The organism is Pontiella sulfatireligans (genome assembly GCF_900890705.1).
Taxonomy (GTDB): Bacteria; Verrucomicrobiota; Kiritimatiellia; order Kiritimatiellales; family Pontiellaceae; genus Pontiella; species Pontiella sulfatireligans.
On the sequence record NZ_CAAHFH010000004.1, the window covers coordinates 216,296 to 241,965 of the forward strand.

Genomic DNA, 25,670 nt, shown 5'->3' on the forward strand with positions numbered 1-25,670 from the left:
ATCAAGTAAAAGAGGCAAAGGCCGGGCGAAGCAAGAAAATGTCTGAAAATACGCCCGAAAATGTGCCGACAGTGCATTGGCGTGCTGTTTTGCGGTTGCCGCCGGGTGTTTCGGGGCACGCGCCGCCATGAGCTTGAATATTTTCTTTAGATTGTAACTGAGGCAGACGAGGCTCCATTCGGTTTCGGCTTTCTCCTTCCCCCTCATCGAGAAGCGGCGGAAGCCGAGCACTTCCTTGATAACCCCGAAAACGGGTTCGACGGTTTGCTTGCGCTGCTTGTAGAGCGCCTTCCCTTCGGGGGTCTTGAGACGGTAGGCCATCTGTTCCTTGATGGGTGCGCCAGGTGGCGGCGGGGTCGGCAGCGGTTGCTTCTCGAGGTCGGCAACGCTGACGTGGTGCGAGCCTTTGGCCATGGCGCTGTACACCGTCGGCCCGCCACCGGTTTCGGCGTCTTTGACGGCCTTCTCACTGTAGTAGCCGGTATCGGTCAATACGCTTTCCGGAGTGGCCGCTTCCTCAGGAATGCTTGCGAGAACAGGATTGAGCTGCTCTTTGTCATTGGGCGCATCGGTGACGAGCTGACCAACGATGAGATAGGTTTCGGTGTCTACAGCGGCCTGCGCGTTGTAGGCCTGTTCGAAGTGGCTGCCGTTGCCGGCCTTCATGATGCGGCTTTCGGGGTCGGTAAAATTGTATTGCTTCTTATCCGGCGGCTCTGCGGATGGAGGTTTAGGTTCTTTTCCCCGCGGTTTCTTGTTTTTACGCTTTTCCTCGAAGGCCGTTTTCTTCTCTTCGTACTCGGCCTGTTTTTGTTTGCGCTCCTCTTCGTAGCGCGCCTTGATCACTGCCCGGGCGTGCTCCAGGCTCTTGATGCGGTCTTCGCGCCGGACGATTTCGTCCGGGATGCTCAGCCCGTCATCAAGCGGGACGTTATCGACCTGCTCGGCTTTGGCGGCGAGTTGTTCGACTTCCTTGCGCAGCAGTTCGACCTGCTCGCCGGCATGCTTGTAGCTGACAGCGGAATGCTTGCTGGCACTGGCTTTGATCTTGGTGCCATCGACGCTCACGGTGCCGACCTTTTTGAGACCGGCGGTTTCCTGCGCCATGAGCAGCACCCGTACAAAAGCCTTTTCGAACAGCTCGCGGTTCGTGCGGCGAAAGGCACAGATCGTGTCGTGATCGGGATGCAGGCTGCCGCCGCAGATGTAGCGAACGATGACGTCCGACCAGGTCGCATCCTCGATCCCGCGCGAGGAGAAGCGGCCCGTGGCGTAGCAATAGATCAGCAGAGTCAGCATCATGCGCGGCGGATACTGCTCGTCGCCAGTTCCCCGAAGGTTGAAGCGGAAGTCTCCAGCGGGAAGCCGGTCCACCGCATCGATCAGGAAATGCACAATGTGCTTCTGAGGAATCCAGTCGCGCAGGTCTGGCGGAAGCAGCATCGGGGTGTCGCGGTCGAGGTTCTTGAGTCGTGTGGCCATCACTTCCTTTTGGTTAAGACAGGCATAGACTGGCACAGTCTCATGAATATTGAAATATTATTCGCAAGCTAAGTCCGACAGACTGCTAGGCAATAGGTTATGCGGGTATCCGGCGGAGCTGCATCCGCAACGTACCTGACGCTGCAGAACTTTGTATGCTCTCCGAGCGATGCCGTAGGCGCCCGCGTCCGAAGCTGCCAGTCGCGTTCGCCAAAGTTCAGCCACACCGCGTTATCTTGTGCTTGATGCATGGTGCCGCTGTTTCGGGTCATCGAAATAGTCGGGGGAAACGCATGCATCGTCCAGCTTCTCCCGTCAAACCGGCTGATACCGCTGCCGGATGCGGCAAGCAAAGTGCCGTCCCGCAACGGAAGCAGATCCGAAACCAGACTGCTGGCCACCCCATCTTCCGTGGAATACCGGATCCAACTGTCGCCCTCCTTCCGGTATACGCCGAAGCCTCCTTTGGCAACCCAAAGCACCCCGGCGGCATCCACCGCCATGTCGTCCGTGATACGCCAAGGCAGTGCCGTAATGAGCTCCATGCGATGATCGGTCAGATGATAGCAATCGGTCTGGACACCACCCAGCCAGAGCGAATCCGTATCCTGCTGGGCAAAAACAGATATCACTTGCTTGGGAAAAACCGGTGGAACATGCTGCTTCAGCAACCCGACATCCCCGTCGGCGGAAACGCCGTACTGCAAAGCACCCCCCTTCGTTATCGGTTTCAGGTATCTTACTGTCCCGAACCACATCGTACCGTCCATCGCTTCAAAGACCGCTCGGGGAGCGATGGCTTCGGCAAACTCCGGGTGCAGGAAATGCTTCCACTGTTTCCCGTCGAAAACCGCGATTCCCGCCGCCTCGCCGTGGCTGCCCGCCGCCCAGACCAAACCATGGCTGGAGCACACAAGCGCTCGGGGCAGGCTGATCATGCCATCGGAAACCTCATGTTGAAGCCAGCGCCCGGAATCCAGGTCATGACTGACCGCGTGGCTATCCTTCGTCAAAAACCATTGGATACTTCCATCCGCAGATTCGCATTGGAAATGTAATTGGGGATAGGTCTGCCATTGGTGACTACCCGTATCCACGTTGTAAATCCGACCGAACTGGGTAAGCACCCAGATTCTTCCGCCGGACGACTCGAACAGGTACAAAGGAACAACCGGCAGCCCAAGCTGGTAGGGCAGATAGATTGAAGGACCGCGTGCTCCTAGGGAATATATTTCGCCTGCTCCACCGGCCCAGAGGGTGCCATCACGGCTTTCGAGCAGGGAATAGTGTGAATTGCTGTGCGGTGCGGATGCGGCGGCGCGCCACGCCTCCTCTTTTACATCAAAATAAAGAACACCATGATCCCCCGAGGCATCGGCAAACCAGATCCGCCCATTCCGTCCGGCCAGCAGGCTGACATTGCGCAATCCGGAAGAGCCCTTTGCCGGAAAATATTCCCACTCCGCCGCCGGCAGCGCCTCGCCGTCTACCACCGGAATATGGATCAGTTCGTCATCCCGGTCTTTGTATGACTGAACGAGCCAAACATCCCCCGTCGCACCAGCACATGCTGAAAGCCGGCAGCCTTCAGGAACTCGCGCAACCACCTTGCCCCCGCTCAGGTCGTCGTTAATTCTCCACAGCGCGTGCTGCATCTGCAGCCAGATGGTTTCATCCTTACCCTGAAAAAGACGGACATCAAAATTCACAGGTTCCAGTGCTTTGACCAGAACCGCCCACTCCCCTTGGTGCCATCGCACCAGGCTCTTGCCTGCCACAACCAGCAGATCCTCCTTCCCCAGGACCAGCACCGCGCTTGCCCAGGGAACGGGGCGCTGGCTTGAAATCCGGCGAAGCAGTCCTTCGTCGAAGGGGATCCGTGTCACCTCCTGCCCATCGTCCCGAACCAGACCACCGACGGCCCCGAACCAGAGTGTACCATCCGGAACTTCATCCATGCAGAGTACCCCTGCACCATCGAGATACTCCACATGCTGCCAGCGCCACGGCTCCAGCATCGGATCCGCAATCTCCGGCGTATACGGCACAACCGCCGCACACCACAAAGGCAGCAACGCCAGAGTCAACGCCAATAGTTTCAGAAATCCGTTTCGCATGGAGATAATTTCCAACCCGCTCAGTCCGATACGGGGAAAAGTGGCGTCAAGTTCCTGACCGAAGCCAGCAACGCCACCTGTTCATCATCCGTCAGCGGATGGAACCCGGCTACCAGGTTTTCCGCCATGCGGTAGATGCGCTCATCGCCCGGTGGAATGGCAGCGGTTAAATCCTGCGACAAGGTAAAGTAGAGGGCATTCCGGACGAGTTCTAAATCATCAATCGGTCGGTACCAACATTTGGTATAACCGCTCTCTTTCTTTTGCTCTTTGTTGTCCCAGGGCGTGTGAGCAAGCGCTTTAAGTGCAAGTCGTGCCACGTCTTTTTTCTTCGCTTTTTCCAGCAGCTGTTTGCCGAATCCACTGGTGGCAAAACAGACATGGTTTACCGGGAACAGCACGGAGTCCCATTCAAAGCGATCAAGCAACTCAAGTGCAACATCCTCGTCGTGTGCAGAAAAACCGAGATGGCGTACCTTGCCCTCTTCGCGCGCTCTGACGAGCAGCTCCATCACGCCACCCGGAGCGAACGCCTGCTCGATATCTTCGGGCTTGTGCATGTTGTGCAACTGATAGAGGTCAAAATAGTCGGTCTGTAGCGTTTTCAGCGAATTTTCAAATTCCCGCCGTGCACCTTCAGCATCCCGCTCGCCCGTTTTACATGCGAGAAATACCTCTTCGCGATAGGGTTTCAACGCCGGTCCCAGCTTGCGTTCCGCCTCGCCCTTGCCGTACGAGGGCGCCACATCGAAATAGTTTATGCCGCGCCCGATGGCTCTTGCGACCTCGTTGTTTGCATCTGACTGTTCCTGGCCCATCAGCACGATGGCGCCAAAACCGATGATCGAAAGATCGATCTCTTTGTTATACGCACGTTTCGGAATCGGCTTGCCTACATCCTTGCTCATTGCTTTCTCCACCATTGACCAATACCCACTCGCAGCAAGCGAGGTTTTCATAAACGGTCTACGTTTCATTTTTTTCCTCTCCTATTTAATCCATTTTTAAAAATTGGCGGAAACTTGCAACGTCAGACGATTGACACCGGATAAACGTTTAAGCATAGTGTTTTTAAATTTTCAATGCTATTTAGTTGCATTCATCAATCCCCCAAGGAGATTAGCCATGGAAACAGAGAAAACCTTGTCTCGCAGATCCGCCCTTAAAACAGGAGCGATTATAGCTCCGTTCGGAATTCTTGCAAGTCAGTCTCTTGGAGAGCCCTCGGATAAACTGAACGTGGCCTGTATCGGCTGCGGAGGAAAGGGACGATCTGATGTTGCTGACGTGGCCGGAGAAAACATCGTGGGTCTATGCGATGTTGATTCCGCCCGTGCAGCCAGCACATTCAAAAAACATCCCGATGTCCCGAAATTTAAAGATTATCGCCGGATGCTTGAAAAGCTCGACAAGCAGATTGATGCCGTAACCATCAGCACCCCCGACCACACCCACTATCCCGCCGCCATGATGGCCATTGAAATGGGTAAGCACGTATTTGTTCAGAAGCCGATGGCCCATACCGTATGGGAAGTCCGTCAGCTCATGGCCGCGGCAAAACGAAACAACGTGGTCACCCAGATGGGCATCCAGGGGCACTCGCACGACGGGACGCGCCGGTTGAAGGAATGGATCGCTGCCGGAGCCATCGGCGACGTTCGTGAAATCCACTATTGGACCAACCGCCCGATTTGGCCGCAAGGCATCTACACCCCGACGGATAAACCGGCCGTACCCGGCTCACTCGACTGGAACCTGTGGCTGGGCACGGCACCCCAACGGGCCTATAACCCGGCGTATGCCCCCTTTGCGTGGCGCGGCTGGTGGGACTATGGCTGCGGCGCCCTCGGCGATATCGGTTGCCACGCAATGGATGCCGCCTTCTGGGCATTGGACCTGGGAGCACCTACGAGCGTGGCCGCAGAGACCTCGTTGCAAACCGACGATGTCGCACCGGCGTGGTCGAAGGTCACCTATGAATTTCCAGCCCTTGGAAACCGCCCGGGCATCAAGGTGCTCTGGCATGACGGCGGTCAAAAACCTGAACGCCCTGAAGCGCTGGAAGAAGGTCGCGATCTGAACGAAGGTATCGGCGGACAGCTGCTCTACGGCGACAAGGGGGTCATCATGGCCGATACCTATTGCAAAAGTCCGCGCCTGATTCCGGAAACCTCCATGCGCGAGTTCATGCCCAATGCTCCGGAAAAATCGATTCCGAATTCGCCCGGCCATATGAAGGAGTTTCTGATGGCCTGTAAAGGGGAAGGCACGCCCGGCGCCAGCTTTGACTTTTCCGGACCGCTTACCGAAATGGTGCTGCTCGGCAACCTGGCCGTACGTACCCGCAAGCACCTGAAATGGGATTCGGCCAACATGCGCACCGACGACAAGGATGCCAACCAGTATTTGACCAAGGCGTATCGCAAATTTTAAATGAAGGGGTTGCCAACCAGCATAGTCTTACTGACCACCTTGCTTTCTGTTCAGGCCGGAAGCATCAGCAATGTGCTTTTCATTGTTTCCGATGATCTGAAGGCGAGCGTGCTGGGATGTTATGGCGACAAGGTGTGCCAAACGCCGAACATTGATAAACTCGCCAGCGAAGGCATGGTATTCAACCGCGCCTACTGCCAAGGGGTATGGTGTGCGCCGTCGCGGAAGTCGTTCATGTACAGCCGCTACAAGGACGACAAAGGCGTCAATCTAGGTGAGCATTTTAAGAACAACGGATGGTATAGCGCGCGCGTCGGCAAGATCTACCACATGCGCGTGCCCGGCGACATTATCGACGGCACCGATGGCGCCGACGTTCCCAGTTCTTGGACAGAGCGCTTCAACTCCCAAGGGATGGAAGCGCACTCCCCGGGTGACTATGCCTGCCTGAACCAAAACATTTTCACCACCGAGCTGGAGGGGCGCGAGTCAACCAAGATGCCCAACCGCATGTTTGTTTCCGTCAGCTACGAAGGCGACGGCTCCGATCAGCCCGACTTCAAGACCGCCGACAAAACCATTGAACTGCTACGCAAACACAAGGACAAGCCGTTCTTCATTGCAGCGGGGCTGGTGCGCCCGCATTACCCGAACGTCGCGCCGGAACAATACTTCGCGCCCTACCCGTGGCAGCAGATCGAACTGCCGGAGGTGCCCAAGAACGATCTCGCCGACATTCCGAAAGCGGGACTTGCCAAAACGAAGAATGCCACCAACCTCATCGGAAAATATCCCGACAACCAAAAGCGCATGTGGTCGGCCTACTATGCCACCGTAACCTTCATGGACGAGCAGGTCGGGCGCATCATCAGCGAGCTGAAACGGCTTGGCCTGCGCGACAGCACTGCGATCGTCTTTCTCAGCGACCATGGCTACCACCTCGGCGAACACACCTTCTGGCAAAAGAGCAACCTTCACGAAGAGGTAACGCGGGTTCCGCTGATCATTGCCGCGCCCGGCTTTAAGCCCGCTCAAACCGACGCCTTTGCCGAGCTGGTCGACATCTACCCCACCCTCGCCGAGCTTGCCGGACTTCCAATCCCCGGAAACGTTCAGGGAACGAGTCTGGTTCCAATCCTTGGAAATCCTGATGCCTCCGTTCGGGACGGGGCCCTGTCGTTCAATAACGGCACCGCGTTGCGCGAAAACCAATTCGCCTACATACGCTACACGGATGACTCCGAAGAACTCTACGACATGAGGCTAGATCCAAAGCAGTTCACCAATCTGGCCAAGAACCCCGAATATGCCATACAACTCCGGAAACTAAGGAGCAACCTCGACGCCCGCCTGAAGGCGGAAAGCATCAACATCCAAAAGAAAAAAGGAAAAGCCAAATGAAGATAATCCCAACAATCGGAATCCTGCTCGCGACGGCGGCGGCAACACTCGCGGGCGACTGGCAGACACTCTTTGACGGATCCAGCCTCGATGGATGGAAGGCCAGCGAAAAGGAAGGCTGCTTCAGCATCGTTGACGGCGATACGCTCAAAGTCGAGGGCGGGCGCTCGCATCTATTCTGGATGGGCACCGACTCCATTCCCGGCACATTCACCGACTTTGAGTTCAGCGCGAAGGTTAAAACCACAAAAGGATCTAACGGCGGCATTTTCTTTCACACGGTGTATCAGGAAACGGGCTGGCCGAAACAAGGTTACGAGGCCCAGGTTAACACCACCCACAAGGATCAGCGCAAGACCGCCAGTATCTATGCCGTGAAAGATGTCATGAATGATGCGCCGTCTAAAGACAACGAATGGTTCAATTATCTGATCCGTGTAAAGGGCAAAACCATCACCATCCTGATTGATGGAAAAGTGGTCAATGAATACACCGAACCCGCCGATCTCCAGTTACCGGAAAAATTTAAGGATCGGAAACTCAGCTCCGGCACCTTTGCCCTTCAAGGCCACGATCCAAAAAGCATCACCTACTATCAGGACATCAAAGTCCGCGAATTGAAATAACATGACTATCAAATCCGGCAACAAAAACTCTTTAGGCAGAATAATTTTCAGGCAGAATAATTCACACAGCAGGGAAAATTATTCTGCCACAAAATTATTCTGCCTTTTAATTCCATTCCTCGTTACAGGCGTTCTGAATGCTGCGCCGAATCAACCGGAATGGCAGATTGTTAAAACCAAATACCCTACTGCCGATGTGGTTATTGCCGGATACAATGTGGAGGACTTTGGCGCGAAGGGCGACGGCAAGAAAGACTGCACCAAGGCCTTTCAGAATGCACTGAATGCGATGAAGGAAGCCGGCGGCGGAACGGTTTTTGTTCCTGAAGGGAAATATGCATTTAAGGGAAGTCTTAAGATCCCGCCCTCTGTAACGCTGCGCGGCGAATGGAAAGAGCCGTCCAAAGAGGATCCCGGTGTACGAGGAACGCTTCTGATGCCGTTGGGCGGAAAAAGTGATCCGGACGGAACGCCGTTTATCTCCGTGGACTATTGCAGCGGCATTATGGATCTGAATATCTGGTACCCGGCCCAATCCTCGCTAAAGCCGGAACCTTATCCTTGGACGTTGATCCAGAAAGGCGGCGACAACGCCACCTTTGAAAACCTGACGTTGGTTAATCCGTGGCAGGGCATCCGGATCGGCCCAGGCGGCAACGAGCTGCATTTGGTTCGTAATGTCTACGGCACCCCGCTCAAAGTCGGTATTCAGTATGATTCCACTACGGATATCGGGCGTTTGGAAAAGGTCTACTTTTCTCCGCGTTGGTGGTGCCAGAGCAAGCTTCCGAAAGCGCCGCGTAAAATCGATTGGATCAAACAGAACGGCACGGCGATCCATATGCTGCGCTCCGACTGGGAATATGTCGCCAATGTGGAGATCGACGGCTATGCGCGCGGCTATCTGATTTCAGAGGGCGTACGCGGTGCGGCTAATGCTCAGTTTTATCATTTGATTATCCGCGACTGCCAAACCGCCATGGAAGTGGAAAAGACCAACCCCTTCGGCATGGTATTCACCGAGTGCTATTTTGACGGCGTTGAACACGGGGTATTGCTGGATGAAAAATTTAACTCTGCGGCCCTCTTCTCCACCTGTATTTTTGGCGGCAAGGAAGCCATCCGTTCGAATGGCGACGGCAATCTCATGCTCGATCAATGCCGCATCGCCCGCGGCAACGTTGTGCTTGAAAAAGGGGCACATACGATACTGGGCTCGACCCTGAAGGATACAAGCAGCCGTATTCAGATCGGCAAACAGGTTGCCGGCACCGTGCTCGCCGGCAACAGCTATCCCTCCAAGCTGCCCGCGGTGCGGAATGATGCAAGCGACAGCGTGCTGCAGAAGTCAGACGATCCGCTCCCGCTGAACCCCATTCCGGACTATCCCAAAAACTTTGTTAAAACCTTTGTTCCTCCCCGAATTGATATGGTCGTGATCCCGCCGACGGGAAGTGATGACACTCCGGCCATCCAAACAGCAATCGATGAACAGGCGCGTAAAGGCGGGGGCATTGTCTTTCTTCCGAGCGGCGATTATCTGATTAAGGGGCACCTGAATATCCCGACCGGCATTGAGTTGCGCGGCATTCACGATGTCCCCCACCACACCATGGGTGCGGGCAGCGTGCTTCACATTTTCCCGAATGATGAAAATCCGACCATTACCATGGAAGCCGGCAGCTGCATGCGAGGACTTTCCTTCAACTATCCGGAGCAGCGCATCGAGGAGGTTAAAAAATACCCCTTCCTCATTCAGGGCCGGGGCAGCGATATCTGCATCATTAACGTCAATGCAGCCAATCCGTTCAAGTTCATGGATTTCATGACGCACCGCTGCGACAACCATTTCATCGACTATCCCTCCGGTGCGCCTCTGATGGTAGGGATTGCAGTCGGGGGCGGCAGTGAAAACGGGGTTGTTCAGAACATGCAGTTTAATCCGCACTATTGGTCGCGTGCGCCGCGCAGAAACTCACTGTATGCCAACAAGACCCAGGGCGGTGTTTCCAGTGGTACCGGAAAGTTGCTGTGGGAATACCAAAAAGAAAATCTCGATGCCCTCGTGGTCGGACATTGCGTAAATGAATTCCTCTACCAGAATTTTGTCTTCGGTTCCCTCTATGGCATCCATTTTATGGAACAGAACGGGCACGGCGCGATCAATTGCATCAGCCACGGTCACGGCACCGACGGCTCAAAAGTCGGCTGCTACTTTGAATACGGTCATGGTGAAATTTTTATGATTAACAATGAACTCGTTGCCATGTCCTCACAGGATAAAACCGCCATCAAGCTTTCCGAAGGTTTCGACTCCGAGGCCACGCTGATCAATTCCATGGTCTGGGGCAACCCCGACATTCTGGCGGATGTCGGCAACGGCACCCTCACGTTGCAAAACCTGCATGCCAACCGGCACGGCAAGGGCCTTCAGCTTTTCAGCGGCACCCTGCACGCATTCAACCTCAGCTTTAATCAGGCCGGCACCCACCTGCAGACCGCCGACACGGCCGAAGCCCAACTGACCGGCTTCATTACAAAAGGCGCCTTCCAATCATTGAAAGGACGGCAAAAACCAACCCATATCATTGAGCGATAATGAATCGCTTTAAACGCGCACGCGATTAGAGCGAATAGTATTGCTCCCAGCCCTTGCGCGGCGGCGCACCCACGAGCAGTTCGTTTGCGACCGAACTGTTCGTAAACCGATTCGTTTTCCGATCAAACTCCAGCGTGCCGCCTAACCGCTGCGAGATACATCCGAGCGACAACAACTGTGAAAGCGGGCCGGAAATCGAAAAAGGCGTCCGTGTTTCCTCTTCGCCTTTACAGGCCAAAATGAAGTTCAGGAAATGATCCGAATTTTTACCGAAGTCGCGCGGCAGCTTTCCTTCCTTCAGCAACTCCCTCATTTTTTCGTAGGGGATAATCTGCAGCGGATTCTCGTGAGCGGTGCCATGGAAGACATAGTCTTTGCCGTAGATAAACTTGCCCGGCGTGGTCAGCTCCTTGCCGCCCCACTCTTCCGGAAGCGGCGGCATGTTATCGACTCCGTCGTACCAATCGATATCCATGGAAGGCATATCCCCTCGGGAAGGGAATTTAAAATTGATCGTAGAAGCCATGGGATAAATAAACGGATTCTTTCCTTCGAGTTTCTTTGCGGTCAGCTGCTCCGGAAGCCCCAGCTCCAGAAAGCGCTGAATCGTATCGAGCATGTGCGCCCCCCAATCGCCAAAACACCCGGTTCCGAAATCATACCAACCGCGCCAGTTTCCATAATGAAGGTCTTTGCTGAACTCATGATACTGCGCCGTGCCCAGCCACACATCCCAGTCCATCGTTTCCGGCACCTTTTCACCGGTGCGGAATCCTTTTACATCACCATAGGGATGCCAACGCCGCGATTTATTCATATAGGCGTCAACGTGCTTTACATCCTTGATAATACCCGCTTCCTTCCAAGCCTTGAACTGGAAATAGTTGGCGCCCGAGTGCCCATAGTTCCCCATCTGCGTAGCCACTCCATGACGCTCTGCGGCATCCATCATCAGCGTGATTTCATTAAAGGTGCGAGCCAATGGTTTTTCAACGTAGACATGTTTGCCCAGTGCCATGGCCGCCATCGTGATCGGGAAATGGGAATGGTCCGGAACACACACCACCACGGCGTCGATCTGTTTTTCCATCTTATCGAACATGACTCTGAAATCTTTAAACGTCCGGGCATTGGGAAAAAGCGCTTCGCTCTTAGCGGTCCACTTGCTCCCCATATCCACATCGCAGATCGCGACCATGTTTACGAGCTCCGGTTGATTGAACGATTGGATCAGGCTGTCGCCCCGCCCGCCGATACCGATGAAGGCCATGTTGATTTTTTCATTCGCCCCCACAAAGTGTGTCCGGGCGCAGCCCGGCAGCAGAGTAAGTGCCGACCCCATGAGTCCGGCTTTTGTAATTTGTCTTCTTGATATGCGTATGCTCATTGAACCCACCTTATTTAGGTTTTAATGGAACCGTTTCAGAAAAAGGAATTTCATCCCGCAAAAGTTTTCCGGCTTCGTCGGAATTTTGCCGAGGCATCTTCAGTGCACCCTTCACATTCTTCAGCAGTTTTTTCGGCGCGGGCTTCTTATTACTAACCCACTTATAGGAGTCGCCCTCGATCACCAGCGTCAGTTCATGCTTCAATACACCGGGCTCCGCAAAGGTTTCCGGCGCAGAAGCGGCCAGCTTCTTTTTCACCTCTTCAAGCTCAGGGTTGTTCGCCAGGTTTTCCCATTCATTGGGATCCTGTTTAACATTGTACAGTTCCTCGGTGCCGTCGGCGTAACGGATATAGCGCCAGCTCTGATTAATGATGGCATATTCCTCCGGCTTCATACCCGGCAGCAGCACATCGCGGTCTTTGGCGGTCGAAGGATCTTTAAGCACCGGCACCAGTGAGGTGCCGTCGCGATCCTGACCATCTTTGACGCCGCACAGTTCGGTCAGCGTCGGGAACATATCCATCAGCGATACCGTCGCGTCCACCATCGCATCTTTGCTGATACCGGGTCCGGCCCAGATGAACGGCACATGCGACGTCCGCCCCCAGAGCGTATGCTTGCCCCAGTCAAACTTTTCGCCATGGTGATATCCCTGATCACTCCACAACACGACGATCGTATTATCCGCGTTCGGCCCCGACTCAATCGCCTCGAGCAGGCGACCGAGCATGGCGTCCTGATAGGAGATGCAGGCTAAATATCCATGTATGGCATCATCCACCGCATCCAGCGACTCCAGCCGTTTATGGATCGCGCTGCGACTGGTCTTGGCCTTCTTGACTGCAGGCGGCAGGTCTTCGAGGTCGTCCGCCTTGTAGGGAGGCAGCTCAATCTTATCCGCATCGTAGAGATCGAAATATTTTTCAGGCGCATAGTTTGGAAAATGCGTCGCATAAAGCCCCACCCCCACAAAGATCGGTTTGTCGTGTTTTTGTCGGAGCAGCTCACACGCCCATTCGGTGCGCATGGTGTCGGCCATCTTTTCCTCGTCCTCGTTCTTGATTTTTCCCCACTCGAGGAAAAACTTGTTGGCGGGTTCGCGGTCATGATTGAAAATACTGTTTGGATACGGATCAGGCAGAATTGGATCGTCGAGCAACCACGTATTGATGGCCCAACCCTCTTTCCGCTGTTGTTCCGTGCGGAAGTAATATTCGGTCCAGCCACGCTGGTCGATGAATCCCGCCGTATGATGAAACAGCTTGCCCGCGCCGTAGGTGGCATAGCCGCCATCCTTGAGCACTTTATGGAGCGGATTAATTTCCGGGTTGTTGTGGAAATAGACCTGCGTAGCGTAGCAGCCGGTGGTGCTGGCATGACGGCCTGTAAAGATGGCAGCCCTCGATGGCGCGCAGAATACGCCGGCGGTATGCGCATTCAGGAAATTGACCCCGTTCTTCGCCAGCCGATCCATATTCGGTGTCACCGCCTGCGAATATCCCATCGCCCCGACCCAGTCGTTCATATCGTCCAGCGAGAAAAATAGCACATTGGGTTGCTGCGCTCCTACGCCAAGGGCTGTGGATAATAATAATCCAAGGCAGGTTAACTTAATCTTCATGACATCATTTCCCTTTAGGCTCAGGCATGGAATCAATCAGGGATTTCATGCGCTTCACGACGGGCGCGCATTCGGGATTATCGGCGAGGTTATAATGCTCGCCGGGATCTTTCTGATGATCGTAAAGCGCGTGGCCGCCGCTCTTCCAGACTATGTAACGAAAGCGCGGATCGCGCACGGAACGGTCGGCATTGCAGTAGGAATAGGCAATTTCTTTACGCTCGGCGTTCGGATTTCCAAGTATTGGAACCAGGCTGGTGCCGTCGAGTCCTTCGAGATCATCGAGGCCACAGAGTCCGGTCAGCGTCGGATAAATATCCACAAACTCCACGATTCGTTCGCACGTTTCACCAGCGGTCTTCATGCCGGGCGCAGCAATAATGAGCGGCGCGCGGCAGGAACGCTCAAACAGCAGGCCTTTGTTCCAATAGTTCTTTTCACCGACCTGATAGCCATGGTCGCCCATAAAAACAATGACGGTGTTTTCGAGCAGCCCCTTTTCCTCCATGTAATCCATGAGCAACCCGAGCTGTTCATCCATGTAGGAGATCCCGGCATAGTATGCCCGCATGGCTTCGCGCTTTTTGGGTTCGTCCATCGTTTCAAACGCTTTCTTAAAAACGGAATAGAACGCGTGATCCGGGATCGCGCTCGCGTCGGAGGGCGTTACCGGAAGCGTGAGCGACTCCAGCGGATATAGATCAAAGAATCGCTTCGGCGCGAAGTAAGGATCGTGCGGGCGCGCGAAACCGGCGCAGAGGAAAAACGGTGCGCCATCCTCTAGGATTTCATCAGCCCGGTTCTTTGAGGCCCGCATCACCCGGCCGTCTTTCAGCAAATCCTCACCCTCAGTGACCGAGCGCCACTCAAACCATTTCACGGTTTCGTCCGCAAGGAACCGCCCCTCGCCTTTGGTTTTTCCCTCATCGCTCCAGCCGTGGAGATAGTATTCGGGTTCTTTGTCGGTCGGCAACAAGCCGCCGGTCCGAACATTGGAAATATGCGTCCACGAAGCGGGATCTTTCTGATGAAATATTTTACCCGTGGTGATGGTCTTGTATCCGTTGTTTCTGAACACTTGCGGCAGCGTTACCACATCCGGCACGGCCTCGCGAATGTTCATGCCGTTGTCGAGGCAACCGCTGGTACCGGGATACAGCCCGGTCAGGAAAGAATTACGGCTCGGATTGCAGAGCGGATACTGGGAATAGGCGCGATCAAAAACCATGCCCCGCGCCCGCAGCTTATCGATGTTCGGCGTTTTAACAATCGGATGCCCGTAGCAGGCGATATCCACATTCAGATCATCCGCAACGATGAACAGTACGTTGGGTTTCTCCAGCGGCTTTGAATTTCCAGCATAAACACCCATGCCACTTAGCAACCAAAAAACAATAATCCAATACTTCATGCTCATTCCTTCAACTTGCCACGCAGCCGCTCTGGAGTGAGCCGACGGCGTCAGCGCTCTTTGCGTTCGGAAAGCGGCATCACCGATGCCGCTTTCCAGAGCGCTTCGCGCAAAAAACTCACCCCCACCGCTTAACAGGAAAAGAGGAGGGAACCTGAAAAGCGGCTTAACGGAGGCGGAAATTTAAGTTACTTCATATTTTCATAGGCTTCTGCCGTGCGCTTATTAACCTCGGCGTGGCCGTCCCGTTCGGGAATGCGATCCGTCACCGGCGCTGTACCGCGCGCCATCTTTGTGGCTTCGCCCACGAGCCAAAGGTAGTGATCGGACGGCAAGCCGTTGTAGGTCTTGAACTGGCTTTTCCCGTTGGGCGGATTGTCGCTCACCTTATAGATCTGGGTGCCTTCATCCAGTTCATCGAACATCGCCATATAGATCATCGACTGGCCGTTTTTCAAATGCTCTGCATACTGCGACCAGAGGAACTGTCCATCCTGCCGGTCGATAAACGAACCGGGGTTCTCGTTCGGAAATTCTTTCTTCAGATTTGCCCAGCAAAAGCCCGGGAATACCACCGGCATAAAGTCCTTGTCATTTTCAGTGCACCACGCTAGGTCCTGCTTGGCGAGGCCTTCGGCATAGGCCTTCACGTCCGCAACGCTGCGGTTGCGGCCCACGCTCCAGGGGGAGATCACATCCGCGGCGTTATAGACGGGCATCCATTCCGCGAGGTTTCCGCCGTCGCGCTCGCCAGTCCGCCAGCCGAAGGGGGTGCCAAGAAAAATGGAGCAGCCCCCATACTGCGGATCATTTTTGAAGAACTCGATCAGCTCGGCGATATCCTTCGCCCCATACCCGCGGCGGTCGAAGCCGACGCCCCAGAGCCCCACAATCGGCTTGCCGTTGTGTTTTTGATAGGCCTTGTCGTACGGGTCGCGGGAAATGTTCATTTCATCGACGAGATGGCGCCAGTCGTCCTTGAATTTTTCAATATAATTCGCGGGCATCGCGGTCAGATCGTACATGACGGCATAGGTGCGACCGTACTGGTTCGCGCCATCACGACAGTGCTCAAGCACCTTGTTATAGGCCTTGCCGCTCAGAATGGCTTCCTGGTCGCCATCAATCGTTGTTTCCATAATAAAGCGTTGCACGAACACGCCGTCGATGCCGTACTCTTTCATCCATTTAAAATGACGGATGGTGGTATCGCGCACATGCGAGCTGTAGACATAAGCGGCGCTGCCGTCAGCATGCCGGAACTGAGTCTTGAATTTTTCATGTTCGCCCAGTTCGGTCATGTCCGGCCAATAGTCGACGCCACTCCGGCCCTGCCAGAAATCCCCCGCTTCCCCGGGTTGGGCCTGATCGCGGTAATGCACCCAGGAAAGACCGGAGCCGTCTCCCGGCGCACGGTACCAACCCTGATAACCGCACATCACTTTTCCAATCAACGTTGATTCGTCGACCCGGTCAATTTTCAACACGTCCCGCTTCTGGTAATTCAAAGATGCTATTGCTTCCGTATAAAGATCCAGAGCCGCCGGGAACTTTCCGTTGGAGCGAATCAGTTCGTTGCAGATGCCAAACCAGACGTTGCAACGGTATGGGTGCAGATCTTCCGGCGGAACATAGCCAAATCGATTTTTAAATTCGGTGCTGGCCATCAGGCGTCTGCGCAGTCCATCGGCATTAAGTTTGCGCTCGCGAAGCAGCTGGATCGAGGACTTCAGCCCGACCTCGCCCACAGGGCGACCGAGGATTTCCAGATAGGCGGCTTCAACGACGGCTTTCGCCTCCGCGTCACCATAGTCGTGCATCTGGTAACCGTATTCATCCTCCGGAGCAAACTGGGTGCGCAGCAAGTGCTCGATGTGCCGCGTGCTCTTCACAAACTCCGGCTGAAGCTCGCAGTTCTTTACGGTGGCGGCATCGTACAGGTAGGGTGCAGGATCGTCCGGCGGGTTTTTATGGTCGCCGTATTCGGCAAGTCCAGAATAGGAGGCCGTGCTGATGTTGCCCGTGATTTCCCAGTCCTTAATCCCGTGAGCCACCATGCCATAGGCGCCCGCTCCGCCGGCCAGGATGTTTCCGGTTACTTCCCCGCCAACGAGGATTTTGCCGCGCCAGTGCGGTACCCACGGAACGCAACCCACCGGTATGTGCATGTGAATACGCGCGCCGAAGGCGTCGATATAGTTGTTGCGGACCTTCACCCCGCGATAATCGAACTCGGTTTTTTCATCGTTAATCGCGTAATAATCCAGCCCGTCAACCATGTTGATTCCGCCTAGCGATTCGCGGGAAACCGCAGAAATCACATTATCTTCCACCACGGTACCCGGTGCGCCGTATAACACAACGCCGACATCGGTCGGATCAATAATGAGGTTGTTGCGAATAATGGAATCACGCGCGGCACAAGAAATAGCGTCGCCCCAGCCGAACGGAACTTCGTTCAGATCGCGTCCGTTGCCGCGAGGGTCGACCCCGGCCCCGAAAATCATGTTGTTTTCGGTGAGAAGATTGGATGCGCCCTCATGCATTTTCAGCGTCGACCAGGTGCGGGTGCTCATGAATACGCATTCACGAACAATCTGGTCATCCCCTCCGTCGCCGCCGAAATGAACCATCGCCGGCTGGCCACCGCCACCGATCTTCGGTTTCGGAACCACGGAAAGTTCATAACGGTTACCATCGCAAATCACATGCTCCAGCGTTGCTCCCTTCACGCCGCCGGCATTGATCAGCATCATCACGTCTTTGCTGGCGATCTTGAGCGTGGCGTATTGCGCCGGATACGTCGCATCCTGCGTATAGATTTTCTGTCCCGGCTTTTTATACTGCAAGGTCTCCGTGACGGGATACAGCGCTCCCATCTGCAGCACCAGGTCATCACCCTTATCAAGTATAGCCTGTAAATTCTCCCCGGGCTTTACTGCTGTGCCGGCAAAGCTACTGCCCAGCAAAATAACCGCTCCAACCGTCATTAATATCTGTTTTGTCATCGAATCAATCTCCACATTGCTACATCTTAGTTGTCATAAAAGTTTCCGGCGGGCTGCTTACGGAACCAGAGGAAGTAAAGTCCGACAAAAGCGACCAACCCAACGATGAAGACCCCGCTGAATCCGATCCAGTTGTGGACCAGGAAGAGCATCGGCCCGAGGAAAATGCAGATCTGCCAAACCATGGCGAAAGGCACGGCGATCAGATCGGTGCGGTGTTCCAGCGTTGTTTTTGCGCGCTCCTCTTGAGAGAGCGTATCCTTCAAATGTCCCCACACGCCGAATGGCCGGGTCTTCATATACATGTTCCTAAGCACTTCAGGGTCGGTCGGCTTGGTGAGCAGCGCCGCGGCAACGGAGCCGACAAATCCGACAGTCAGCACGAAAACAAACTGCCACACCTCGCTCAGCCCCGGACAGAGCATGCGCTGAATAATTGCGGCAGTCAGTCCCACCAGCGTGCCGATCGCGCTACCTGCACCATTGAAGCGCCACCAGTAGAGACGAAGGAAGCTGGGCACCAGGAAGCCGGCACCGAAGCCCATCATCATCCACCCCCAAATTTCATTGATGCTTTCTAACGTTCGGGAAAACAGAAAGCTTAAGAAGACAATGCTGATTACCGTGCCCCAGCTGGCAAGAATCAATTCCTTCGTGGAAGCCTTCGGGCGGATCCACTTTTTATAGAAGTCGTTGACGAACTGGCTCGTTCCCAGATTCACCCAGCTGCCGAAGGTTGAAAGTGCCGCTGCGATCAATGCGATTACCAGAATACCCCGCATACCTCTCGCAACCTTCATGAGCAGAACCTGTGAAAGGATCTTTTCAGGATTCACGGTTCCCTCGAAGCTGATCAGGTTCATTTTCTCAACCCATTTATCTTCGCCGAGAACCCCTTTCAGATCGCCAATCAACGCGGCTTCATGCTTATTGGGCGTATTCGCTATGGAGGAAATCAGGTCGCCCCATTGCGGCTTGGTTGCATCGGGATATTCCCCATGAATCACTTCCGCCGCCTGTTGGATATTCGCCTGTTCAGGAACCAGATCGTTGACCAGATAAAGGCCCAATACGGCAATACCGATCATCAGCGGCCAGCGCACACTCATCAGAGCCGTCCAGAGCATGGAAAGCTTGCCACACTCGCGGTCGTTCTTCGCACCGAAGTAGCGCGGATCCGCACCGGTACCGATACCGGCCACAATCGTACGGAGGAGATAGAAGGACGAGAAAATGATCAGGTGCTTATACATTTCATATCCCTTAGGAACATGCACGTTCCATTTAGGAATACCGCTGATCCAGTCTGGATTACCGGTTACCGATAGCGCAATGGCACTGACTTCCTCGGCGCTTCCGACGCCCATAAAGGCGGTGACCGATACATAGATAACCGCGGCAATGATAATGCATGACTGGAACAAGTCGGTGAAGATCACGCCGTAGAAGCCGGACATCATGGTGTAGGGCGTTGCAAGCAGCAGCAATCCAATCGAACAGGCGAACGGAGACCAGGGAAGGAAGGTCGAAAGGAAGATACCCGCGCCGACGATGAGATAGGCCAGCATGCCGATCGTGGTCAGCACGGTGGCAATGACGCCCATCAGCTGTGAAGCACGGCCGCCCCAGCAATCGCCAAACCGGAAGATATTCCATTGCGCACCGGTCAGGCAGCCCGAACGCCGGTGCCATTTACCAGTCCAGAGCATCATGAACGGAAGAATCAACACGGCACCGCCGCGGAATTCCACAAACAAACCCTGTGGTCCCATCATAAACAAGAAAGAAACAATAACCGCGGTTCCGGCCAGATCGAGGAAACTGGCCATCCCGGAAATACCCATCGCCCACCACGGAATATTGCCGCCGCCGCAGATGTAGTTATCGAGACTCTTCGAAGCCTGCCGCTTCAGATAAAATCCAAGCCCGATCAGGACCACCACATAAAAAATCATGAACGCGTAGTCCAGTTTTCCGAAATAGTCAAACATTGTCATCGTTGTCTCTCCCTTAACCTCGTGCTTAAAATATCAGTGTCAAATTTTTTGCGCTAACCTTTATTCCCTTGCTTCATAAAATGTCATTTTCGTGTTCATCCAGATTTTAAATCTATTTTGTAAATTCCCCGAACGGGCGATTTTCAAACTGTTCCAGCTCCTTGGCGAGCTTCTTTTTCATGCGTTGCGCCACTTCCGGGTTCTGTGCAAAAACATTTGTGGTTTCCTCGCGATCCGCCTTTTCATTATATAGCTGATCGGCCACGAAATAGTTAGGATTCGACGCCGATGCATAGTGCCCCAAATGGCTATTGCGCGTCAGGTATGGACGATCCAGCTTTTCGCCGTCAAATCCAGTGAACTTTTCGCCGCGCTCAATCTTTGCCTGTACATCCGCCGGATAGCGCACGGCAACATATTTCCATTCCTTAGTCTTCACGGCGCGGGAATGGCCCAGCTCGCTGAACAGCACCTCGCGAATCGGCTTCGGACTACCCATCAGCGACGCCTTGAAACTGATTCCATCCATCGTGTAGTCCGTCGGGGGCGTTATGCCGCAAATGTCGAAAAGGGTCGGCGCAAGATCAATGTTGGCAACGATTCCGCCGTAGGTCGTACCGGGCTGAATATGACCCTTCCACTGCACCAGCATCGGCACCCGCATGCCGTAGTCGTAGAGCGTCGCCTTGCCGTGGCGATAGGATCCGTGGTCGGGCACGAAAAACACCAGCGTGTCATTTTCCAGTCCGAGCGCCTTGATCTTGTCGAGGATCGCACCGACGCCGTCGTCGAGCCACAGTGCGTACGCATCCTTGTCCTTGAAGCCCGCCTCGCGGTTGCGCTTAAGCACATCCTTTCGGGAAGGAAGCACATCGAAGCCCTCCTTCACAAATCCCTCACCGGTCATTCGCGGATCGGCATCGAGCGAAAACTTGTTCATCCACGGCCCCGGCCCGTGGTGTAAGGTGGTGGAAAAATAGAGAAAGAACGGCTCGTCCTTGGATTGGTCGATGAACTTGAACGCCTTGCTGACGCTCCAGTCAAGGTTGTGCACAAACAACGCGTCACTGCGAAGTTCCCGCAAATTGGCGCAATAGTAGCCATCCACATAGTCGAAGCCATAGGGCATCATGACCTCGCACCATTTTTGATGGTTCCGCTGCATCTTGCCGTTCACTTCCGGATCGACGGACGGATCAGCATCCCGCGGATAGGGTTCGAGTCCCGCCTTTTCCCAATCGCCGTTGATCCACTCGTGGTTGATCAAATGGCTCTTGCCAACAAATCCGGTTTTGTATCCATTCTGCTGGAGAACCTTGGCCAGGTTCCATCGATCCGGCTCGAGCTCACCAATATTTTCCACCTGCGTCTGGTCGCCGGGCGGGTGTTCCTGCATGAACTTCTCGCCTTCGCACCGTCCGGCATAGCGACCGGTCAAAAAGCTGTAGCGCGAGGGAGAGCACACCGTGGAGGTCACATTGAAATCGCTCAGATAGATTCCTTCCTTGGCCATTTGGTCCAGACGGGGAGTATGCACTTTCCCGCCCATGAATCCAATTGAATCCCAGCTCTGGTCATCGGTGATAATAAACACCACATTGGGCTTTTTATCGGCCTGCGCAAAGCAGGCCAACCCTAAACATAATACTATAAACAAACGTTTCTGCATGATACGGCTCCGAGTTACGGAAGAAATTCGATCGTAACAATCTTCTTCTTCGTAACATCTAGAGTGACCGCCCCATCGGCATCGAGAGCAAGCACTTCGGTTTCCAGTTCTTCCAGATCGACCAACCGCGCCTTGCTCCAGGTCTTGCCGGTATCGGCCGGCAGCGCAAAGTTTGCGGCCTGACGTTCCACCGGAGAGTAGACCCTTGGCGGAACCATGCCTCCGTTAAGGGAAACCTTTCCTCCCAGCGTACCTTCCGTCGGATTGAACAGACGAACGATCCAGCCTTCGCTGTTTTCGCTCTGCTTCACGGCACTCACGTGCAGCGATGCGTTTTCAAGTTCGAGGAATGACTTCGCTTTCGGCAGCTTGCCATCCGTAGACGGCCCGATCTGCGCCGCACGTACGGTGTGATTAAAGCGTTCGGCCTGCTGCCAGACCTGAGCGGAATCAACGGAGCCTTCGTACGGCATGAAGGCATATTTGAAGGTATGCGTACCGAGACACTGCGAACCGTTATCCTGATTGCTGTAGTTGGTCAGCTCTAGGTTGGTGATGCAGATGCGCAACGGAAAACAACGGAGCATGGTCAGGCTCAGGGTCTGATCCTCATCGTTATGCGCTTCATAGGCTTTCAAGCCTTCGTTAAGCAGCGCCACGCCGGACGTACCATCTTCAACCGCAACAAAGCGATCCATCGGGTTTTCGGTCTGGATGTCTTCATCGTAGCGTCCCGGCTCAGGCAGCTTAACATCGCGTTTCACCACGTCGAACGGCGTCGAAGCGAAGGAGTCCTTGGTGTCCACGTTGGTCGGGAAGGATACCTGCAGGTAATGATCTTCGGCTTTGTTTTCGATGGTGGTTTCGATTTCCACCCACGGCTGGCCCTTGCGCAGCGAGACCATGTTGATGATCTTGCACGGCACGCGGTCGGCGCTGCGGGTTTTCTCATCGGCCGAACGGCCTCGCGGAAGTTCCCATTCGAGTTCAACGCGATAGGTGGTGACCAGCTCACCGGAGAGGATACGCGAAACGCGCGCGTTTTCACCGAGGGTGGTCACAACTTCATCATATTTAACGCTGACGTGTTCCCATGGATTTCCGATTTCAGAACAATCGCGGAAATAGCCGAGATCCTTCCAGTTGCGTCCGGTCGCCTTGTCCGCTACCGACAAGGTACCGTTTGCCTCGATCACCACGGAAAGGAACTCATTTTCCATGCCGTTGTTTTTGCCTGCGATCGTGCGAACGAGCGTACGTTCTTTCGGCGAGTTGGGGGTCCACTTCGGACGCGGCTTCACAAAAAAGGTTTTGTATCCGGCGCCCGGAAGATCCGGCAGTTCGGTGAAGAAGCGGTAGCGCTGCATCGCCATCATATCGGCGGCGTCGTTCGGATTCTGAACCACCGTGTAGCGGTCATCGCAATCCACCAACTGGTACGGCAGCTCGTTGCCTTCATCATCGGCCAGACGGAAATCAAACGCGTTCATTTCCTTCGGAATGTCCACCACGAGTTCAGTCACTTCCGTACGCTTCTGCGGAATGGCATTCCATGCCACCACCGCAACATCTTCTTTCCCGCGGTCGGACATATCGATCGAGCCGGCGATATCGGCCAGCGCCTGCTCCATCACGCAGATGCTGATTTCGTTAGCCTGGCGATAGCGGAAGATCATGTCTTGCGGAACGACATCGCGGCTGCAGCAGCCGATGGAGTCGTGGCCGTGGTTCTGCAGCAGCTGGTTCCAAGCCTGATCCAGAAAACCGCGCGGATAGCCCGCACCGGCCATGGACGCGAAAGCGGCCATCGGTTCGGCATAGTTGCCCAGCAGACGCTCGGTACAATAGTTCATCTTCTTGATATCCATGCGGGCGGAAGTGATCCAGCCATAGAGTACCGAAGAAGATCCGTCGGTGTAGAAGTAGCGCATTTCACCCACGGTCAAAGGCAGATCGGCGGCGGCTTTTTCAACCACACCCTTCTGGAAGTCGGCAAAGTTTCCGTGGAAGACGTCGGCTTTTCCTTCGAGCGCTTTTTTACAGTCTTTGATCATCTGCACTTCGCGGATATCCGGGCAGGACGAATCATGGCCAGCCGACCAGAAACGGTGTTCCGTGGTCCACTCGCCATCCTGCTCCTCCAGCGCCTGCAGAGCGCGAGCCGGAACATTTTCTTCGTGGTAGTTAAATTCGGGGCGGGCGTAACGCATGTCGATTTCGTTATACTCGCCATCGGCCAGGCGGAACGGGCCGTTGCCTTTGCTCCAGAATGCTTCGCGGTTGTTTTCATCTTCTCGGCCGAAGAAAGTCGGGCGCTGTACCACATACCAAACGTTGTAGCGCGGACGGCAGGCCAGACGTGACCCTACGATTTCGGTGCCGTCGGGCGACTGCCAGCGGAACTCCGAGTTGGGGGCCACCTCGGTGTTTACACCGCGGTAGAAGGAAGCGAACGGAATGCCGAATCCTTTATAGAGTTGCGGCATCTGCGAGAGCTGTCCCCAACCAAAAGGCGAGTAACCGGTCTTGGTCACGGCACCGAGCTCCTTGGCCTGGCGATGGCCGAGCAGCAGATTTCGAACGAGCGACTCTCCGCCCACGCAGAATTCGTCCGGGAGCACGAACCACGGCCCAATGTTCAGGCGGCCTTCCGTGACGTATTTAACCACCTGTTTTCGACGCTCCGGACGGATTTCAAGATAGTCCTGCAACGGAATGGTCTGAGAATCCATGTGGAACGAATGGAATTCCGGTTCCTTTTCGAGAATATCGAGCAACATGTCGAGCATGTAGACCAGCATGTGGCGGGTGCGCTGCATGGAATAGCGCCACTCGCGGTCCCAGTGCGTGTTTGAGATCCAGTGGCATTGCGGTTTCTGTTGATCACTCATGACTTTTCTCCTGATTAAAGAATAACGTTTGAGATTTCTTCAAAGCTTTCACAGTAGTGGCAGCAGAGTTCCTGCGTGCCGCTTTCATAAATGTTTCCTCCGCCGATGCCGATGGTCGGGTAGCCGGCCAACCGGATCGAGCAGACCCCTGCCCCGCTGTCTTCGATTCCGACAACCGAGTTGCGGTCGGCGAATTCAATGCCCAGACCAACGCGCGCAGTTTCAGCATAGAGCCACGGATGGGGCTTCGGTGATAGCTCGCCCAACGTACCGGGGCTGCCTTTGCGCAGCGGGAAGCCTGCGGTGATGATCGCGTCGTAGAAATCATTCGGATCGCCCATATCAAGCGTCTTGAAGGCATCGAGGATTTCCGGCCATGCTTTTTCGTAGAGGCCGGAGGTTACCAATCCAATTTTGATCTCCTGCTCCTTGAGCTTATAGAGGAACTCGGAAATACCTTCGGTCGGGGTGAACGCGTTGGGCTTGCCGCGGCCTTCCATGATTTCGTTCATTTCAAAATGGGTGTGCTCAAAATAGAAATGTCGCGCTTCCTCAACCGTTTTGTTGGGGCAATATTTTTGACAGCAGTAGGTCAGATGCTCGGAAACACTGTGGCCGGAGACAAATGGAATATCCGCTTCTTCCAGCTCGAACTTCGGATTTTCCAGCAGGCTGGCCGTCGTCTTTTCAATAATCCAAATCCAAAAATCTTCGGATCGAACGGTGGTACCATCCAAATCCATCAGCACGGCCTTGATCGGCTTTTTCATTTCAACATCATGAATGGGATAGTAGGCCGGATAGCCCATGCCCGAGTTAACAAATGCAAGCGACTTGTCTTCGAAACAAACAAACTCCACCTTGCCATCGCCCGTTGCGGCAATGGCATTCACGCCATTGACCCCAACTGCAAACTCGCCATTGCTGGTGGTTTCCAGCAGCTTGAATCCCGACTGATCCGTAATGTCCCCAATTTTCGGAATGTTCACCAAATTATTCATAACCCTATCTCTCCATCCTTTTAA

14 protein-coding genes and 1 pseudogene are annotated in these 25,670 nt (G+C 54.6%); 4 read left to right on the plus strand and 11 right to left on the minus strand.

All coding sequences use genetic code 11. From position 1 onward, the window contains the following. Positions 1–129: 129 nt before the first annotated feature. The 3 genes and pseudogenes from SCARR_RS27825 to SCARR_RS27835 form a co-directional block, all read right to left on the minus strand. Positions 130–1,482: pseudogene (locus SCARR_RS27825) on the minus strand (transposase); the annotation flags it as partial. 68 nt (positions 1,483–1,550) lie between these two features. Continuing rightward, complete coding sequence (locus tag SCARR_RS27830) at positions 1,551–3,599, minus strand: ligand-binding sensor domain-containing protein (protein ID WP_136066027.1); 2,049 nt, start codon at positions 3,597–3,599, stop codon at positions 1,551–1,553. 20 nt (positions 3,600–3,619) lie between these two features. Continuing rightward, positions 3,620–4,576 carry an aldo/keto reductase gene (locus SCARR_RS27835; RefSeq protein WP_222846500.1) on the minus strand — a complete coding sequence of 319 codons (957 nt, stop codon included), beginning with the start codon at positions 4,574–4,576 and terminating at the stop codon, positions 3,620–3,622. 148 nt (positions 4,577–4,724) lie between these two features. Here SCARR_RS27835 and SCARR_RS27840 point away from each other — a divergent pair, with 148 nt between their 5' ends. From SCARR_RS27840 to SCARR_RS27855, 4 genes are read left to right on the plus strand one after another with little or no spacing between them, the layout of a single operon-like run. Continuing rightward, positions 4,725–6,032, plus strand: coding sequence for a Gfo/Idh/MocA family protein (locus SCARR_RS27840; protein ID WP_136066029.1), 1,308 nt, complete (start codon positions 4,725–4,727; stop codon positions 6,030–6,032). Beyond that, on the plus strand, positions 6,033–7,433 hold the full coding sequence (locus SCARR_RS27845; protein WP_136066031.1) for a sulfatase: 1,401 nt from the start codon (positions 6,033–6,035) through the stop codon (positions 7,431–7,433). It begins immediately after the preceding gene. Continuing rightward, complete coding sequence (locus tag SCARR_RS27850; RefSeq protein ID WP_136066033.1) at positions 7,430–8,059, plus strand: 3-keto-disaccharide hydrolase; 630 nt, start codon at positions 7,430–7,432, stop codon at positions 8,057–8,059. Before SCARR_RS27845 ends, SCARR_RS27850 begins: the two co-directional genes overlap by 4 nt. Position 8,060: 1 nt before the next feature. Then, positions 8,061–10,658: a glycosyl hydrolase family 28-related protein gene (locus tag SCARR_RS27855; RefSeq protein WP_136066034.1), complete on the plus strand. Its 2,598-nt coding sequence runs from the start codon at positions 8,061–8,063 to the stop codon at positions 10,656–10,658. Between the two features lie 25 nt (positions 10,659–10,683). Here SCARR_RS27855 and SCARR_RS27860 read toward each other — a convergent pair whose 3' ends face one another. From SCARR_RS27860 to SCARR_RS27895, 8 genes are all read right to left on the minus strand, one after another. Beyond that, the gene (locus SCARR_RS27860; protein WP_136066036.1) at positions 10,684–12,045 is read right to left on the minus strand and encodes a Gfo/Idh/MocA family oxidoreductase; all 1,362 of its coding nucleotides are present in this window, start codon (positions 12,043–12,045) and stop codon (positions 10,684–10,686) included. A gap of 10 nt (positions 12,046–12,055) precedes the next feature. Then, complete coding sequence (locus SCARR_RS27865) at positions 12,056–13,669, minus strand: sulfatase (protein WP_136066038.1); 1,614 nt, start codon at positions 13,667–13,669, stop codon at positions 12,056–12,058. A gap of 4 nt (positions 13,670–13,673) precedes the next feature. After that, a complete protein-coding gene (locus SCARR_RS27870; RefSeq protein WP_168433684.1) occupies positions 13,674–15,080 on the minus strand; it encodes a sulfatase in 1,407 nt (468 codons plus the stop codon). Positions 15,081–15,268: 188 nt separating this feature from the next. Further along, a complete protein-coding gene (locus tag SCARR_RS27875; RefSeq protein ID WP_136066042.1) occupies positions 15,269–18,088 on the minus strand; it encodes a glycoside hydrolase family 71/99-like protein in 2,820 nt (939 codons plus the stop codon). A 26-nt stretch (positions 18,089–18,114) separates the two neighbouring features. Next, the gene (locus SCARR_RS27880) at positions 18,115–20,085 is read right to left on the minus strand and encodes a sodium:solute symporter family transporter (RefSeq protein ID WP_222846501.1); all 1,971 of its coding nucleotides are present in this window, start codon (positions 20,083–20,085) and stop codon (positions 18,115–18,117) included. Positions 20,086–20,197: 112 nt separating this feature from the next. Further along, on the minus strand, positions 20,198–21,754 hold the full coding sequence (locus tag SCARR_RS27885; protein WP_136066044.1) for a sulfatase family protein: 1,557 nt from the start codon (positions 21,752–21,754) through the stop codon (positions 20,198–20,200). Positions 21,755–21,768: 14 nt separating this feature from the next. Next, positions 21,769–24,645: an alpha-mannosidase gene (locus SCARR_RS27890; protein WP_136066046.1), complete on the minus strand. Its 2,877-nt coding sequence runs from the start codon at positions 24,643–24,645 to the stop codon at positions 21,769–21,771. A 14-nt stretch (positions 24,646–24,659) separates the two neighbouring features. Beyond that, complete coding sequence (locus SCARR_RS27895; RefSeq protein WP_136066048.1) at positions 24,660–25,646, minus strand: HAD family hydrolase; 987 nt, start codon at positions 25,644–25,646, stop codon at positions 24,660–24,662. Positions 25,647–25,670: the final 24 nt, after the last annotated feature.